Raw genomic sequence first — 14,981 nt, 5'->3', positions numbered from 1 at the left:
TCAAAAGGTTAGGGGTTCGACTCCTCTCGGGCGCGCCATTAAGATCGGGAAGTAGCTCAGCTTGGTAGAGCACTTGGTTTGGGACCAAGGGGTCGCAGGTTCGAATCCTGTCTTCCCGACCATCTTTATGGGGCCTTAGCTCAGCTGGGAGAGCGCCTGCCTTGCACGCAGGAGGTCAGCGGTTCGATCCCGCTAGGCTCCACTTTTTAAAAGATTATTTTGATCATGGCGGTGTAGCTCAGCTGGCTAGAGCGTACGGTTCATACCCGTGAGGTCGGGGGTTCGATCCCCTCCGCCGCTATAAAGGACCTTTAGCTCAGTTGGTTAGAGCAGACGGCTCATAACCGTCCGGTCGTAGGTTCGAGTCCTACAAGGTCCACCATCTATACGGAGGAATACCCAAGTCCGGCTGAAGGGATCGGTCTTGAAAACCGACAGGGGTGTCAAAGCCCGCGGGGGTTCGAATCCCTCTTCCTCCGCCATATTTTTTAATACCCATATCATCGCGGGGTGGAGCAGTTCGGTAGCTCGTCGGGCTCATAACCCGAAGGTCGCAGGTTCAAATCCTGCCCCCGCAACCAAAATGGTCCGGTAGTTCAGTTGGTTAGAATGCCTGCCTGTCACGCAGGAGGTCGCGGGTTCGAGTCCCGTCCGGACCGCCATTTTTAAAAAGAATACTTGGCTCGGTAGCTCAGTTGGTAGAGCAACGGACTGAAAATCCGTGTGTCGGCGGTTCGATTCCGTCCCGAGCCACTTTTATAAAAAAATATTGACAGTATGGCGGTTGTGGCGAAGTGGTTAACGCACCAGATTGTGGCTCTGGCACTCGTGGGTTCGATTCCCATCAATCGCCCCATACATATTTTTGCGGGTGTAGTTTAGTGGTAAAACCTCAGCCTTCCAAGCTGATGTCGTGGGTTCGATTCCCATCACCCGCTCCATTTGTATATCCGTTCATGGGCCTGTAGCTCAGCTGGTTAGAGCGCACGCCTGATAAGCGTGAGGTCGGTGGTTCGAGTCCACTCAGGCCCACCATGATATTCCGCAGTAGCTCAGTGGTAGAGCTATCGGCTGTTAACCGATCGGTCGTAGGTTCGAGTCCTACCTGCGGAGCCAAATGGAGAAGTACTCAAGTGGCTGAAGAGGCGCCCCTGCTAAGGGTGTAGGTCGCGCAAGCGGCGCGAGGGTTCAAATCCCTCCTTCTCCGCCATTTATCTGGCCCGTTGGTCAAGCGGTTAAGACACCGCCCTTTCACGGCGGTAACACGGGTTCGAATCCCGTACGGGTCATGTTTAAAAGAGGTCTTGTCAAAGATCTCTTTTTTATTTTCTTCAAAAGGAAAGACCGCCATCATAGCGGTCTTTTTTTACATATTCATGGAATAGATCGTATAAGACAAGTATGTCGCAAAGAAGCCCCATAAGACATAAGGGATCAGTAAAATTGGAACGACTTTGCTTAGTTTACGCGAGACGATGACAAGTGCAAGTGCTGTCAGTGCTACAAGCAGGCAGTCGATCGTAGCGGCAAATAAATCTTTTTGTGTAAATTGAAAAAAGCTAAAGGCTTGATTAAATACGTAATTTAAAAGAAAAAGAATCCAAAATGGTAAAGTGATTTTTTGAAATCCGTACTTTCCATAAATGATCGCTGCAGACAACGAGATCAGAGCAAATAAGACAGCCCACACAGCACCAATTACACCACCACTTGGTGTCCATTCTGGTTTATTCAGTGCATCATACCACTCTCTGTCAATCGGAAACAAGAATCCGGCAATAGAGAATAATGCGTATGTAATAAAGAAGACAACCACTGCCCAAATGATACTTTTTCTTGCCATTAAGAATCTCCTCCAATCAAATTCACTCTTAAAGTGATTTCCCAATCATTACATGATATAAACATAAAGCCCCCAATATGAGGGGACTAATGATTTTCTTCTGTATAAGGTTCTTCTTCGTACGGCTTCAAGTCACCAAATACCGTCATGACACCTTCTTCGTCTAATGCCTCTTCATAGGCTTCGTGGGCTTTATTTGGATATACCTTGCTTGCTTTGCCCTCAATATCAGCTGCTGCGAATCCTTCATAGTCCTCCACATAATCTTCATCTTCTGATTGCGTATACACATCATCGTATGTCAATGGAGGGAATTCCATATCGGACGGGGTATCAGAGTTTCCATAGCGTTCTACGTCTTGATATGCATCCTCTCCATCGTAGGCTGCGCTTTCTTCATTTTCAAATTGACCTGATGGCGGACTTAATAAATCCTCTTCAATCGGACGGTTTTGTGAAACGGTTTGTTCTTTTGAATGCTCTGTGCATGTGACGGCACTAGGCAAGGCTTCTAAGCGTTCCTTTGGAATAGGGGCCTTACAGACCTTGCACAGACCATAAGAGCCGTCTGTGATGGCTTGAAGTGCTTCATTGATGTCTAACAGATGTTCATGTTCCAAACTGTTTAACGCAATATCTTTCCCGCGTTCGAATAGCTCTGTCCCTTGATCACCTGGGTGGTTATCATAGGCTGACAGTTCTCCGAGCGAATCATAAGGAAATGATACTTTTTGTTCATCGTCATGGCTTTTAGCTTCGAGTTCTTGCTTTTCATCGAGAAGTCGCTGCTTCAAATGATGTAATTCGTCTTTAGACAACAAAGCGATCATCCTTTCATATCAAACATAATGTTAGTATGAGCAATTTTGTCTGCAAGACTAGTTCCAATTTGAAGCAATTCCTCATGAAAAAACGCCTGCGGCTGCAGGCGTTCTTTGTTACGCAATATAGTATTGTAAGATCAAAGCGATTGTCAGCAGGAAACCGAAAAATGTATTGGTTTGAGCTGTAGATTTCATGGCATTCATTAATTCAATTGGTTTTTCTTTTTGCTTAAATTCTTTGATAGCTGTATATGCTTTTGGCACACTGAGTAAAACAAGAAGACTCCAAAGGCCGACAATATCTGTGAAGATATAAACAAAAATAAGTACGTATGAGACCAAAAACATGGAAAGTAAAATGTTCACTGCAGCTTTTCGCCCAGCAAGGATTGCAAGTGTTTTTCGTCCATTTTCTTTATCGCCGTCTAAATCGCGGATATTGTTCGATAGTAAGATGGCACCAACTAAAATAGAAATTGGTAGTGAAACGAGAAAAGCTTTAGATGTCAGTGTGCCTGTTTGGATATAGAAACTAATCAAGATGATTCCTAGTCCCATAAAAGCACCTGACACAAGTTCTCCAAACGGCGTATATGCAATGGGTACAGGGCCGCCGGTATAGAAATAGCCTGCTGCCATACAAATGAGTCCTATCAGTGCAATCCACCAGCTAGACATCATGCAAATATACACCCCTAGTAGTAAAGAAAGCGCAAATAGTGCATAAGCGAGGCCGAGGACTGTTTTTGGCTTCACACCGTTTCTTACAATGGCTCCACCGATGCCAACAGATTTCTCGTTGTCCAATCCGCGAACATAATCAAAGTACTCATTAAACATGTTCGTTGCGATTTGGATAAACATAGATGCCAACAGCATAGCTAAAAATAGCCCAACATGTATTTGACCACTTGGAAGTGCTAGAACAGTTCCTAAAGTAACGGGAATAAATGCCGCTGTTAATGTATGCGGTCGTAGTAAATTCCACCAAATCCGCCAGTTCTTATCAGGCTTAATCGGTGAAAGCTGATCTGATATCGATTGATGCTGCATAAAATATACTCCTTTAAATAAAAAAATACGTACACGTCCAAATTCCAGTTTAGCAAAGTTCAAAAAGGTGTCAATATATTGATGCGATGAAACCGGAAAAAGATGTTTGCTAATCGTTGCCATATCGAGAGAAAGCTTGATCTTAGAACAGGACTTGCCATTTTTCCTTTAGATGCTCTCGTTTCAAGAAGCAGGAGCGAAAAAATCTAGAAAGCGTGATATAATAAGGATTCGAGGTTTTAAAAGCTGTTTTCTTTACTAAGTTCATCTGTTAAGGTTTATAATAGAAAAGCAGGCCATTCGACATACTCGAATGTTCATGTATTTTTTCATTATGGTTTTATTTTTTTATGTTATTTCATGGATTTTGGAGGAATGTATCATGGTGACAACAGTGCAAAGTACTTTCCGGCAGGAAGCGCTTGCGACATTAGAAGAAGCGAATAACGTCAACCATGCTGTTTTGATAAGCTACTCCAGAAGAGTTGACGATCTGGATCCTCTTGCCTTTTTCCAAAGCGGCGAAGCGGATTTTTTAGGCGAGCGGTTTTTTTGGTCTGATCCAGAAAGCCAAATGATATTTTCTGGACTTGGCAGAGCGGCCGTCATTAAATCAACTGAGCAAGGCAAGGAACGATTTGATATAGTCCATCAAGAATGGGAACAGCTGAAGCAGCACATGTTCCATTTTCATGATGAGAAGGATTTAAGGCAAGCGGCTGTTGGTCCGCTTTTATTTGGAGGATTCTCATTTGATCCGTATGAAGAGAAGGCGCGTCACTGGGAAGCTTTTGGCGAGGCTCATTTTTTTGTGCCATCGATGATGCTCACTGTCTCGAAAGAAGGCACGTTTCTTACGATCAATGAATGGAAGCAGGTGGACGGGAATGTTCATCAGCTCATTCAAGAATTAGAACAAAAAGCCTCTCATTTCGAAACATTACCGCTCAGACATGATGGACAAGCTGAACTTGTTCATATGGAAGAACTAGATGTGAAGGAATGGATGAAGGCGATCCAAGAAGCGACAGACCGCATTCGTGCAAACGAATATGAAAAGGTTGTTTTAGCAAGAGAAGTCTTGCTTCACTATAAAAATCAAATTGAACTTGCTCCACTGTTAGCAGAATTATTAAAGCATCAAACAACGAGTTATGTATTTGCGGTTGAACAAGGAAGACAAGCATTTGTTGGAGCTACGCCGGAACGTTTAGTAAAAAAAAGCGGCGGAGAGGTCTTTTCATCTTGTTTAGCAGGTTCGATTGTTCGAGGAAAAGATGAAGCGGAAGATCGAGCATTAGGCGAGGAACTGCTGCATGATGAGAAGAATTTGATTGAACATCAAATTGTCGTCAATATGATTCAGCAAGCATTTGAGGCCAATTGCCTTCACGTGCACAAACCAAATCAACCTAGTCTTTATAAAACAAAAAACATTCAGCATTTGTTTACACCGATTGTGGGAGAAATTAAAAGCAGCTGTTCCCTCTTTTCATTAATTGAACAGCTCCATCCGACGCCAGCATTAGGCGGATATCCGAAGGAAAAAGCGGTTGAGGTCATTCGTGAAATCGAACCGTTGAAGCGTGGCTGGTACGCGGCGCCGGTGGGCTGGATTGACTCTCAGGATAATGGAGAATTTGCTGTCGCCATTCGGTCAGGTCTTATTGAGGAAGACCATGTTCGTTTATTCGCTGGCTGCGGCATTGTAGAGGATTCCCTTGCAAAGCAGGAGTACGAGGAAACGCAAGTGAAATTAAGACCAATGCTATCTGCTCTTGGAGGTCGTCCGATTGAATAATCAAATCATGACAACATATATTGGCAGATTGATGGATGAATTTGTACAAGGTGGTGTGAAGGAAGCGGTTGTCTGTCCTGGTTCCCGTTCAACCCCGCTTGCGATGCTGGCTCTTGCCCATCAAGACATCAATGTTCATGTATTAGTGGATGAACGGTCTGCTGCTTTTTATGCGCTTGGTCTTGCAAAAGCAAGTCAAGCACCGGTGCTGCTTATTTGTACATCAGGTACGGCAGCTGCTAACTTTTACCCAGCCATTGTAGAGGCACATTATTCCCGTGTACCACTTATTGTTTTAACTGCTGATCGGCCGCACGAATTGAGGGAAGTTGGGGCACCTCAAGCGATTGATCAGCAATTCTTATTCGGTAAGTTTGTTAAATGGTTCACAGACTTAGCATTGCCGGAAGAAAGTCAGACGATGTTACGCTATGTTCAGACGGCTGCGGCAAGAGCAAATCATATGTCAATGCAAGAGCCGAAGGGACCTGTTCAGATCAATGTCCCTCTGAGAGAACCATTGCTTCCTGATTTGTCTATTGATCCTTTTGAGCGAGAAGAAACAGGCCGAAAAAAGGTCATAGCTGCAGGACAGGCTTTCCCAAATGATGATGTGATGTCTGAAATCGTGACGGTCATGAACCATTCCAAAAAGGGACTGATTGTGTGTGGTGAACTTCATACGCAGGAAGAGAAAGAGGCAGTGTTACGTCTTTCGAAAGCCTTGCATATTCCGATTTTAGCGGACCCGCTTTCTCATTTGCGAAATGGTCATGAACATGCAGATCTTATTATTGATGCGTATGATTCATTATTGAAAGATGAAGCATTGCAGCAGCATCTATTGCCGGATATGGTCATTCGTTTTGGACCGATGCCTGTGTCCAAACCTTTATTCAAGTGGCTGGAAAAACATGTGGAAGTGAATCAGATTGTCGTTGATGCTGCCGGAGGTTTTCGAGATCCTGGATTGAGTGCTTCATACGTCATTGAAAGTGATGTGGCAACTTTTGTAGATGAAGTATTCAAGAGAGCGGATCAACGTGAGGATACAAGTTTTCTAAAACGCTGGCAGAATGTTAATTCTTCATTCAGAACGCATGCATCCCATTATTCTGATGAGAATCTGTCATTTGAGGGGAATGTGTACCGTCAGCTTCAGCATCTCTTGCCGAAGGAGAGTGTCCTTTTTATCGGAAACAGTATGCCGATTCGTGATGTGGATACATTTTTTGAAACGCAATCGAAGCCTTTTCGGATGATGGCGAATCGAGGAGCCAATGGCATTGATGGCGTTGTGTCTACAGCACTTGGCACGTATGCGGCTTTGAAACAGCCAGTCACCTTAGTGATTGGAGATTTATCATTTTATCATGATATGAACGGTTTGCTTGCAGCTAAGCTGCTGGACATTCCGCTGACGGTTGTGTTGTTAAACAATGATGGGGGAGGCATCTTTTCTTTCCTTCCACAGGCGTCTGATGAACCGTATTATGAAAAACTCTTCGGAACGCCGACTGGACTGAATTTTGAGTATGCTTCGAAGCTGTATGGGGGAACCTATTCGAAACCGTCAACGAAACAAGAATTACATGATGTCTACATGGCGCATATAGAAGAGCCTGGACTTCATTTAATTGAAATTGAAACTGATCGGCATTCCCGTGTAGGCAAGCATCGTCAAATGATGGATGACATATTGGAAGAAGTGAAAAAAGAATGTCTTCTTTCATAATACGGATGCGTGATGGTGTGGCGTACGAGGTGGTGGATCAGAATCCATTGGCTGAGAATGCCACGCTATGCTTACATGGCTTCACTGGAAGCGCGGCTTCTTGGACGTTCTTGAATGGTTATATGGTGAATACAAGATTGATTCAAGTCAGCTTGCTTGGACATGGCCGCACGGACTCACCAGAAAGTATGAGAAGATATGCGATGTCGCATCAGCTGGCAGATCTTGCAGAGATTTTAAACCAATTAAAGCTTCACAAAGTGAATATTCTCGGATATTCTATGGGAGGACGTATTGCTTTATCATTTGCCTCTCGTTATCCAGATCAAGTCAACAAATTGATCCTTGAGAGTACCTCTCCAGGGCTTCGCACGTTTAAAGAGCGGATGGCAAGACTCAAACACGATCATCAGCTCGCTCAGAAACTTAGACATGAAGGTTTAGTGAAGTTTGTGGATTTTTGGGAGAGTATTCCACTGTTTGCTTCGCAGAAAACTTTATCAGCTGAAACGCAGGCTCAACTGAGAGAGGGAAGGCTGAAAGCCAATCCACTTGGACTGGCTCGCAGCTTAGAAGGCCTAGGAACAGGTTCGCAGCCCTCTGTTTGGAAGGCTTTAAAGCATATGAATTTACCTGTTTTGTTGATTTGCGGAGCGCTTGATGAAAAGTTCTGCAATATCGCCAAACGTATGCAGCAGGAGCTTGAAGGCAGTCAATTCATATTGGCTGAGCAGGCTGGGCATACAGTTCATGTGGAACAACCACATTTTTTTGGTAAAATAGTAAGTGAGTTTATTACGCAAGATTAGAGGAGGAACTATTGATGGCTATTGAATGGCAAACTGAGCGTCAGTATGACGAAATTTTATATGAAACGTACAATGGGATCGCAAAGATCACGATTAATCGTCCACATGTACATAACGCGTTTACACCAAAGACTGTGAGTGAATTAATTGATGCATTTTCACGTGCTCGTGATAATTCAAATGTTGGTGTAATCGTACTTGCAGGAGCTGGCGGCAAAGCATTCTGTTCTGGTGGAGATCAAAAAGTACGCGGCCATGGCGGCTATGTAGGAGACGATCAAATTCCGCGTCTAAATGTATTAGACTTACAGCGTTTGATTCGTGTGATTCCAAAACCGGTGATTGCAATGGTTGCTGGTTATGCAATCGGCGGCGGGCACGTTCTTCACGTTGTATGTGACCTGACAATTGCAGCAGATAATGCGATTTTTGGACAAACTGGTCCAAAAGTAGGCAGCTTTGATGCTGGTTATGGTTCAGGCTACCTTGCACGTATTGTTGGTCATAAGAAAGCGAGAGAAATCTGGTACTTATGCCGTCAATACAATGCACAAGAAGCGCTTGATATGGGACTTGTCAATACAGTTGTACCATTAGAGCAGCTTGAAGAAGAAACTGTGAAGTGGTGTGAGGAGATGCTAGAAAAGAGCCCGACTGCTTTACGATTCTTGAAGGCTGCATTTAATGCAGATACGGATGGATTAGCTGGAATTCAACAATTTGCAGGAGATGCGACACTTCTTTATTACACAACAGATGAAGCAAAAGAAGGACGCGATTCCTTTAAGGAAAAACGCAAGCCTGACTTCGGTCAGTTCCCGCGTTTCCCTTGATTCAATCATATCGATGAAAAACAGCTTAGTGCATCAGACTAAGCTGTTTTCTTTTAAGAAGAGGAGGTGTCATGATGAAGCAACCTAATTGGCTGCTGTACCGTGCTTATTTAACGCCAGAAAGAGTCGCGCTCATTTATCAGGATAAAAAGTGGACATTTCGCGATTTAGCTGATGAAGTAAATGAGCTTTCTAATAGACTTGCAGATGCATCATTGAAAAAAGGGGAAACGGTTGGGCTTTTGATGAACAATCAGCCTCAAATGGTGATGCTTGTTCATGCTTGTTTTTCATTAGGATTAAAAATCGTGCTATTGAACAATAAGTTAACAAAAGCTGAGAGGCGCTATCAGCTTGAAGATGCAAAAGCAGCCGCTTTATTAACTGAACCTGTTTATGCCAGTGATCATAAAGGTGATCTCCCCGTTTATACAATGGAGACTTTACCTGAAGCAGGTCAAGATAATGAAAAGAAAATCGAGAGCGAATTTGATTTGAATGAAACAGCGACCATCATGTATACATCTGGCACAACAGGACGCCCAAAAGGCGTGGAGCAAACGTTTGGCAATCATTTTCATAGTGCCGTTTCCTCTGCACTCAATATGGGCATCAGAGAGGATGACCGCTGGCTTATTGCACTGCCTCTTTTTCATATTAGCGGGTTATCCGCTTTATTTAAGTCTGTGATCTATGGGATGACTGTCGTACTTCATGAGAAGTTTGATGTCGATGAAGTAAAGGATTCTATTGAACAGCATCGTGTGACGATGATATCTGTTGTTCAAACGATGTTATCCCGTTTATTAAGCAGACTGGAAGAATGCCCGTCTTCTTTGCGCTGTCTTTTATTAGGCGGAGGACCTGCGCCTTTTGCGATGCTTCAAGAAAGCAAAGAGAAAGGCTTCCCTGTGTTTCAATCGTACGGTATGACGGAAACCTGTTCACAAATTGTGACCCTTGCGCCTGAATTTAGTGTAGAGAAGCTTGGATCAGCGGGAAAACCCCTTTTTGGGTGTGAGCTGAAAATTCAAGATGGTACACGCACTTGTCGTCCTTTTGAGCATGGCGAAATTATGGTGAAAGGGGCAAATGTCATGAAAGGGTACCTTTACCGTGAAGAAGCAACCACAGCTGCCTTTGATCAAGGCTGGCTGAAAACGGGTGATATTGGCTATGTGGATGAGGAAGGGTTCTTATTTGTGCTTGACCGCCGTTCAGATTTAATTATTTCTGGCGGTGAGAATATTTATCCTGCTGAAATTGAAGCGGTTCTGTTAACACATCCGCATGTAAAAGAAGCCGGAGTAACGGGTATGTATGATGATAGATGGGGAGAGGTACCGGCTGCCTTTCTTGTCACAGACCATAAGATACCGGAGAATGAGCTCTATGCTTTATGTGAGTCGCATTTAGCAAAATATAAATGGCCCGCCGCTTTTCACTTTGTGGACGAGCTGCCAAGAAATGCGTCGAATAAATTGCAGAGGCACAGACTCAGGATCAAAGGGGTTTTTAGATGATTCAAATTGAACGAGTGATTTTATATCATGTCACGATGAAGCTCAAGCAACCATTTACAACAAGTCTTGGAACCATCTCAGAGCGTGAGTTTATTATTGTCGAGGTAAAAGATCAAACAGGATTGACTGGATGGGGAGAGGTGTCAGCCTTTTCTTCTCCATGGTATACAGAAGAAACCATTGAGACTTGCTATCATATGCTGAGAGCTTTCTTTATACCGAATGTACTGACACGCACCTTTACACACCCTTCAGAAATACCAGACAGCCTGTACCAATTTAAAGGTAATAGGATGGCGAAAGCGGGAATCGAAGCGGCTGTTTGGGATATTTATGCGAAGCGTGAGAATAAGTCGTTACGCGATGTATTAGGCGGCACCAAAGAGAGAATACCTTCTGGTGTTGTGGCGGGGTTAGGACCCATTGACGACATGCTGAAGCAAATTCAGCAATATGTTGACCAAGGCTATCAGCGTGTGAAGGTGAAAATTAAGCCGGGACAGGATATTGGACTTCTTAAAAAAATTAGAGAGTCTTTCCCTAACCTTCCATTAATGGCGGATGCAAACTCTGCTTATGAATTAAAGGATATTAGCAAGCTCAAGCAGCTCGATGACTTTCGTTTATTAATGATTGAACAACCATTAGCTGCAGATGATATCGTGGATCATCGCCATTTGCAAAAGCATTTAAAAACACCGATATGTTTGGATGAAAGTATTTGTTCTTTAGATGATGCTAGAAAAGCTGTAGAGCTTGGCAGCTGTCAAATTATTAATGTGAAGCCTTCACGAGTTGGGGGGCTGACAGAAGCCCTTAAAATCCATACATTCAGTAAGGAGCATCAAATTCCATTATGGTGCGGAGGGATGATTGAAACAGGCATTTCCCGCGCGCAGAACGTGGCACTTGCTTCCCTTCCTCAATTTACAATCCCAGGTGATATTTCAGCTTCATCAAAATATTGGGAGCAAGATATCATTTTTCCTGAAATCAAGGTTGAGAATGGTTTTATTGAGGTACCTCGTTCCCCAGGAATGGGCGTAGAAGTGGATTATCAAGCGCTTCGTTCTTTTTCAGATAAAATTGACGTGTTTACAAAACATGATTTTGTGATGTGAAAACGAGTGAATCACCTTTTGCACATCCAATAAAATCTATGTATAGTGAGAGAAAGTTTTTCCTTCCTGTCTCATCAAGAAAGAAAGAGCGGTGATCCGCTCTTTCTTACTCTTCTACAAGCTCGCTGTCGTAAGCAAGCTGTCCGATATAGTGATTCATTTCATTGGGCATGTCTGCTGCATGGCCATATTCATAATCCCAAAGGTTTAAAAAGGAGTGAGCAGCCTGATAAAATGCGGCTTCGTCCGCGTCATGAATTTCGTCAAAAAACGTTTGAAGCAGCCGATCGTGTTTCAATGTGAAGCGCCTCCTTTAATGAGACTTAAAGATCTTGTGGTTTAAACGTTTTACAATCCGTTTCTTCACTTTTTTCAGCCGTATTTCCTGTGTGGCTGACGACATATATTGCATCTGCCCCACAGCGGTTTCCAGCATTCCAATAGGAACAGTTATTGACTTCACAAAGGATTTTTTGACTCATACAGATGACCTCCTTTTGAGTATGTCTTTCTTCTATAATGTAACCGAAATGAACCTCGTCCATTCATGTTAATCTTCCTGACGAATATAGCGCTTATCCTTCATAAACAATTTCCAGAAGAAATAGAACCCAGGGAATAAGATGATAAAACCTACAATATAGGTGATAAACAATGCTCTAAATGTGACAGGGTCTGTAAATCCAGACATGATTGTAATATCTGGATAGGCCATATAAGGCAAATGGGCACGTCCGTACACGTAGCTTGCTAAAAAATATTGAATGGTAATCGCAATGACAGCTAAACGGGGCCGGCCTTTCCGCTGCTTAAACCGGCTGTTTGGTAAAAATAGAGCCAGTCCTGCTAGCAAAAACATCAGGAGTGATACAAGAAGAATAGGAATGTTCTGCATCATTTTTGTGAACAGCCAATTGGCCTCGCTTCTTAATGTCAGCATGATAAAAAAGGCCATCAAGAGTGAAAGCGGACCCGTAATGAGAGCCCCTCTTCTATAAATGCTGTAAGCTTCATCTTCATCAGCCACATTAGAGAAATCAGCTAAAAGCAAAGACGAAAGAAAAAGGGTGCTGAAAATGGCAAAGCCGACAAAAGAATAGACATTTGCACTCGTAAAGACCAGTCCAAGATCTAATGAGTAGACGTTGTTCTCCTGAAAGATAAATCCACCATGAGTAATCGGAAGAACCATGATCAGGATGGACGGAATGATAAAGCCGCTTATCCCTGAAATGTAAGTAACCGCTTTTCGGTATTTTTTAGGGAGTGAATGAGAAAACACGAGAAACCCGCTTCGCAGTGCAAGAAGTAACAATATGATGCTGCCGGGTATTAATAAAACGGTACCAAGTACAAAGGTCGCACCTGGAAACAAGCTAAACAATGCGACAACAATCGCCACAATGAAGACGTTTGTCACTTCCCATGTTGGAGAAAGATATTTATTTGCAATATTAGCGGCCTTTGTTTGTTCTCTATTCATATAAATCATCGACCAAAATCCTGCGCCGAAATCCATTGATGCCATCACTGCATAGATAAAAACGAATCCCCATAAGATGGTGATTGCAATGAGCGCATCAGTTGTAACATCCATTTGCATCTAGATCGCTCCTTTTTAAGATTCTGTTAACCGTAGGTCTTCTTCAATCGAATGTTTTCTAAAGTAGTACGTCAGTACAATAACGGTTGCTATGCCTAAGATGAGATAGACAATGGCAAAAAGGATAAAGAGCGTACCGATTGAACCGGATGATGTGACGACCTCTGAGGTTTTGAGCATTCGATAAATGACCCATGGCTGACGGCCTGTACATGCAAAGATCCAGCCGAACTCAATGGCCAAAAGACTAAGGGGCCCGCCGAATAAGTAAAGAAAAAGGAGCCACTTCGGATAATGTTCGCGTTTTAAAATTTTACGGTAAAGCAGTGCTAACACTGCAAACAAAATGAGGACTGAGCCAATGATAACCATGCCGTTAAATAATGTGTGAATAAATAAAGGCGGCCACTCGTCACGAGGGAAATCATTTAAGCCTTTGACCACCGTATCAAAGCTATTTCCTGCCAGAAAACTAAGCGCCCAAGGGATTTCAATTGCTCCTTTAATTTCCTGTGAATCGGCATCAGTAAAACCACCTATTGCAAGAGGCGCATGTGATTGTGTTTCAAATAAACCTTCAGCACCGGCTAACTTTTCAGGCTGATATTTATACAGAAGCTGAGCAGACTCATGACCATTTAAGGCCGTAAGAAATGAGAAAAGGCCTCCTACAATAAGTCCAAGAAAAAGGGCTTTTCGATGAAAAGTATAGAGTTTCTCATTCTTTCTTGTTTTGAGCATTTTAAAAGCGGCCACCGAAGCAATCACAAAAGCACCTGTTGTAAAAGCAGACAGCACGACATGTGTCGCAGTCACCACAAAGCTTGGATTGAAAAAGGCCTTCCAAGGCTCGATATTTGTAATCTCTCCATTGACCATTTGAAAGCCAGCAGGTGTTCCTTCAAACGCATGTACGTTTGTGATCAGAATCGCTGAAGCGGCTGCGCCAATCACGACAAAAATAACGGTAATGATGCGCATAGCAGGTGATAGGCGATCCGCTGCGTACACATAAATAGACATAAATAATGCTTCAATAAAGAACGCATAAATTTCAATCTGAAATGGCAGTGACATGACCTTTCCGATGACCTCCATAAAACCTGGCCATAGAAGAGCGAGCTGGGTACCAGCAATCGTGCCTGTTGGAATGGCGACACCTAACAAGACAGCCTGCGCTTTCGTCCACCGTTTGGCCATGACAGCATAGTGAGGATCCTTCGTTTTTTGGAAGATGAGTTCAGCTAACAAAATCATTAGCGGGATGCCGACGCCAAGCGAGGCATAAATAATATGAAAGCCCATGGTTGTGCCGAACAGGCTTCTAGCTAAAACGAGATCAGTCAATTTTTTCTCCGCCTTTCTTATCGCTTCTCTTTTTCATGATGTTATTATTCTCCACCATTTTTAGATTATTCTTCCTGACTAAGAAAGCTTGATTTTTGACAAGTTGTAAAAGAGGGAGTAAAATATAAATATAAAGCGTAATCATTACGTTTTGATAACGAAAGGAGTTTTGACATTGAAAAGAGATATTCATCCAACCTCACATGAAGTTGTATTTATGGACGTAAACAGCGGTTACCGCTTCTTGAGTAAATCGACAAAGACATCCAATGAGACAGTAGAATGGGAAGATGGGAAAACGTATCCTGTGATTAAAGTAGAAACAAGCTCTGATACGCATCCTTTTTATACAGGACGACAAAAATTCGGAGAAAAAGGCGGAAGAGCCGAGTTGTTTAAGAAAAAATATCAAATGTAATAAAAAGCACACCTACAATGGTGTGCTTTTTTGCAGCAAAAAACCCCGGATGATCACCCGAGGTTCTAGTA

14 protein-coding genes and 14 tRNA genes are annotated in these 14,981 nt (G+C 43.1%); 21 read left to right on the top strand and 7 right to left on the bottom strand.

Going from position 1 to position 14,981, the window contains the following annotated elements; genetic code table 11:
- Positions 1–45 precede the first annotated feature (45 nt).
- The 14 genes from C6Y07_RS07510 (at position 46) to C6Y07_RS07445 (ending at position 1,289) form a co-directional block, all read left to right on the top strand.
- A tRNA-Pro gene (locus C6Y07_RS07510) sits at positions 46–122 on the top strand.
- A 7-nt stretch (positions 123–129) separates the two neighbouring features.
- Positions 130–202 (top strand) — tRNA-Ala (locus C6Y07_RS07505).
- Between the two features lie 25 nt (positions 203–227).
- Positions 228–301: transfer RNA gene (locus tag C6Y07_RS07500), tRNA-Met, on the top strand.
- A 4-nt stretch (positions 302–305) separates the two neighbouring features.
- Positions 306–382: transfer RNA gene (locus tag C6Y07_RS07495), tRNA-Ile, on the top strand.
- A 7-nt stretch (positions 383–389) separates the two neighbouring features.
- Positions 390–482 (top strand) — tRNA-Ser (locus C6Y07_RS07490).
- Positions 483–504: 22 nt separating this feature from the next.
- Positions 505–581 (top strand) — tRNA-Met (locus tag C6Y07_RS07485).
- A 4-nt stretch (positions 582–585) separates the two neighbouring features.
- Positions 586–662: transfer RNA gene (locus C6Y07_RS07480), tRNA-Asp, on the top strand.
- Positions 663–680: 18 nt separating this feature from the next.
- A tRNA-Phe gene (locus tag C6Y07_RS07475) sits at positions 681–753 on the top strand.
- Between the two features lie 27 nt (positions 754–780).
- Positions 781–856 (top strand) — tRNA-His (locus tag C6Y07_RS07470).
- Between the two features lie 11 nt (positions 857–867).
- Positions 868–941: transfer RNA gene (locus tag C6Y07_RS07465), tRNA-Gly, on the top strand.
- 17 nt (positions 942–958) lie between these two features.
- Positions 959–1,035: transfer RNA gene (locus C6Y07_RS07460), tRNA-Ile, on the top strand.
- Between the two features lie 6 nt (positions 1,036–1,041).
- Positions 1,042–1,116 (top strand) — tRNA-Asn (locus C6Y07_RS07455).
- Between the two features lie 3 nt (positions 1,117–1,119).
- Positions 1,120–1,210: transfer RNA gene (locus C6Y07_RS07450), tRNA-Ser, on the top strand.
- A 7-nt stretch (positions 1,211–1,217) separates the two neighbouring features.
- Positions 1,218–1,289 (top strand) — tRNA-Glu (locus tag C6Y07_RS07445).
- Positions 1,290–1,366: 77 nt separating this feature from the next.
- Here C6Y07_RS07445 and C6Y07_RS07440 read toward each other — a convergent pair.
- The 3 genes from C6Y07_RS07440 to C6Y07_RS07430 form a co-directional block, all read right to left on the bottom strand.
- Entirely contained in the window at positions 1,367–1,843 is a 477-nt protein-coding gene (locus C6Y07_RS07440) for a TspO/MBR family protein (RefSeq protein WP_034620862.1), read from the bottom strand.
- Between the two features lie 86 nt (positions 1,844–1,929).
- The gene (locus C6Y07_RS07435; RefSeq protein WP_034665257.1) at positions 1,930–2,664 is read right to left on the bottom strand and encodes a TraR/DksA C4-type zinc finger protein; all 735 of its coding nucleotides are present in this window, start codon (positions 2,662–2,664) and stop codon (positions 1,930–1,932) included.
- A 117-nt stretch (positions 2,665–2,781) separates the two neighbouring features.
- Complete coding sequence (locus C6Y07_RS07430; RefSeq protein WP_034665260.1) at positions 2,782–3,720, bottom strand: 1,4-dihydroxy-2-naphthoate polyprenyltransferase; 939 nt, start codon at positions 3,718–3,720, stop codon at positions 2,782–2,784.
- A 382-nt stretch (positions 3,721–4,102) separates the two neighbouring features.
- Between C6Y07_RS07430 and C6Y07_RS07425 the strand changes: the two genes are divergently transcribed.
- The 6 genes from C6Y07_RS07425 (at position 4,103) to menC (ending at position 11,542) form a co-directional block, all read left to right on the top strand.
- Positions 4,103–5,521, top strand: a complete 1,419-nt coding sequence (locus C6Y07_RS07425; RefSeq protein WP_106031912.1) for an isochorismate synthase — start codon at positions 4,103–4,105, stop codon at positions 5,519–5,521.
- A complete protein-coding gene (gene menD / locus C6Y07_RS07420) occupies positions 5,514–7,256 on the top strand; it encodes a 2-succinyl-5-enolpyruvyl-6-hydroxy-3-cyclohexene-1-carboxylic-acid synthase (RefSeq protein ID WP_060597111.1) in 1,743 nt (580 codons plus the stop codon). The genes C6Y07_RS07425 and menD overlap by 8 nt, the downstream gene beginning before the upstream one ends.
- Positions 7,241–8,065, top strand: coding sequence for a 2-succinyl-6-hydroxy-2,4-cyclohexadiene-1-carboxylate synthase (gene menH, locus C6Y07_RS07415; protein ID WP_106156482.1), 825 nt, complete (start codon positions 7,241–7,243; stop codon positions 8,063–8,065). Before menD ends, menH begins: the two co-directional genes overlap by 16 nt.
- Positions 8,066–8,079: 14 nt before the next feature.
- Complete coding sequence (menB, locus tag C6Y07_RS07410; RefSeq protein ID WP_034665273.1) at positions 8,080–8,898, top strand: 1,4-dihydroxy-2-naphthoyl-CoA synthase; 819 nt, start codon at positions 8,080–8,082, stop codon at positions 8,896–8,898.
- A gap of 71 nt (positions 8,899–8,969) precedes the next feature.
- Positions 8,970–10,421 carry an o-succinylbenzoate--CoA ligase gene (locus C6Y07_RS07405; protein ID WP_223250512.1) on the top strand — a complete coding sequence of 484 codons (1,452 nt, stop codon included), beginning with the start codon at positions 8,970–8,972 and terminating at the stop codon, positions 10,419–10,421.
- On the top strand, positions 10,418–11,542 hold the full coding sequence (gene menC / locus C6Y07_RS07400) for an o-succinylbenzoate synthase (RefSeq protein ID WP_106036999.1): 1,125 nt from the start codon (positions 10,418–10,420) through the stop codon (positions 11,540–11,542). Before C6Y07_RS07405 ends, menC begins: the two co-directional genes overlap by 4 nt.
- A gap of 106 nt (positions 11,543–11,648) precedes the next feature.
- Here the strand turns inward: menC and C6Y07_RS07395 are convergent, their stop codons facing one another.
- From C6Y07_RS07395 to C6Y07_RS07380, 4 genes are all read right to left on the bottom strand, one after another.
- Positions 11,649–11,840: a hypothetical protein gene (locus tag C6Y07_RS07395; protein WP_034665287.1), complete on the bottom strand. Its 192-nt coding sequence runs from the start codon at positions 11,838–11,840 to the stop codon at positions 11,649–11,651.
- Between the two features lie 25 nt (positions 11,841–11,865).
- Positions 11,866–12,024, bottom strand: coding sequence for a DUF1540 domain-containing protein (locus C6Y07_RS07390; protein ID WP_008360682.1), 159 nt, complete (start codon positions 12,022–12,024; stop codon positions 11,866–11,868).
- 68 nt (positions 12,025–12,092) lie between these two features.
- A complete protein-coding gene (locus tag C6Y07_RS07385; RefSeq protein ID WP_181185487.1) occupies positions 12,093–13,139 on the bottom strand; it encodes a cytochrome d ubiquinol oxidase subunit II in 1,047 nt (348 codons plus the stop codon).
- Between the two features lie 21 nt (positions 13,140–13,160).
- Complete coding sequence (locus C6Y07_RS07380; RefSeq protein ID WP_066030510.1) at positions 13,161–14,492, bottom strand: cytochrome ubiquinol oxidase subunit I; 1,332 nt, start codon at positions 14,490–14,492, stop codon at positions 13,161–13,163.
- Positions 14,493–14,667: 175 nt separating this feature from the next.
- Here C6Y07_RS07380 and C6Y07_RS07370 point away from each other — a divergent pair, with 175 nt between their 5' ends.
- On the top strand, positions 14,668–14,910 hold the full coding sequence (locus tag C6Y07_RS07370; protein ID WP_034665302.1) for a type B 50S ribosomal protein L31: 243 nt from the start codon (positions 14,668–14,670) through the stop codon (positions 14,908–14,910).
- The last annotated feature ends 71 nt before the right edge of the window (positions 14,911–14,981 follow it).

Origin of the sequence: Bacillus sp. LNXM12-1, assembly GCF_003004375.1 — a bacterium.
GTDB lineage: Bacteria > Bacillota > Bacilli > Bacillales > Bacillaceae > Bacillus.
Note: the sequence above shows the minus strand (reverse complement) of the source record. Positions and strands in the feature narration are given on the sequence as shown.

Coding starts and splice junctions, on each gene's coding strand:
- C6Y07_RS07440 (WP_034620862.1), bottom strand. CDS start 1,843: ATGGCAAGAAAAAGTATCATTTGGGCAGTGGTTGTCTTCTTTATTACA.
- C6Y07_RS07430 (WP_034665260.1), bottom strand. CDS start 3,720: ATGCAGCATCAATCGATATCAGATCAGCTTTCACCGATTAAGCCTGAT.
- C6Y07_RS07425 (WP_106031912.1), top strand. CDS start 4,103: ATGGTGACAACAGTGCAAAGTACTTTCCGGCAGGAAGCGCTTGCGACA.
- menH (WP_106156482.1), top strand. CDS start 7,241: ATGTCTTCTTTCATAATACGGATGCGTGATGGTGTGGCGTACGAGGTG.
- menB (WP_034665273.1), top strand. CDS start 8,080: ATGGCTATTGAATGGCAAACTGAGCGTCAGTATGACGAAATTTTATAT.
- C6Y07_RS07405 (WP_223250512.1), top strand. CDS start 8,970: ATGATGAAGCAACCTAATTGGCTGCTGTACCGTGCTTATTTAACGCCA.
- menC (WP_106036999.1), top strand. CDS start 10,418: ATGATTCAAATTGAACGAGTGATTTTATATCATGTCACGATGAAGCTC.
- C6Y07_RS07390 (WP_008360682.1), bottom strand. CDS start 12,024: ATGAGTCAAAAAATCCTTTGTGAAGTCAATAACTGTTCCTATTGGAAT.
- C6Y07_RS07385 (WP_181185487.1), bottom strand. CDS start 13,139: ATGGATGTTACAACTGATGCGCTCATTGCAATCACCATCTTATGGGGA.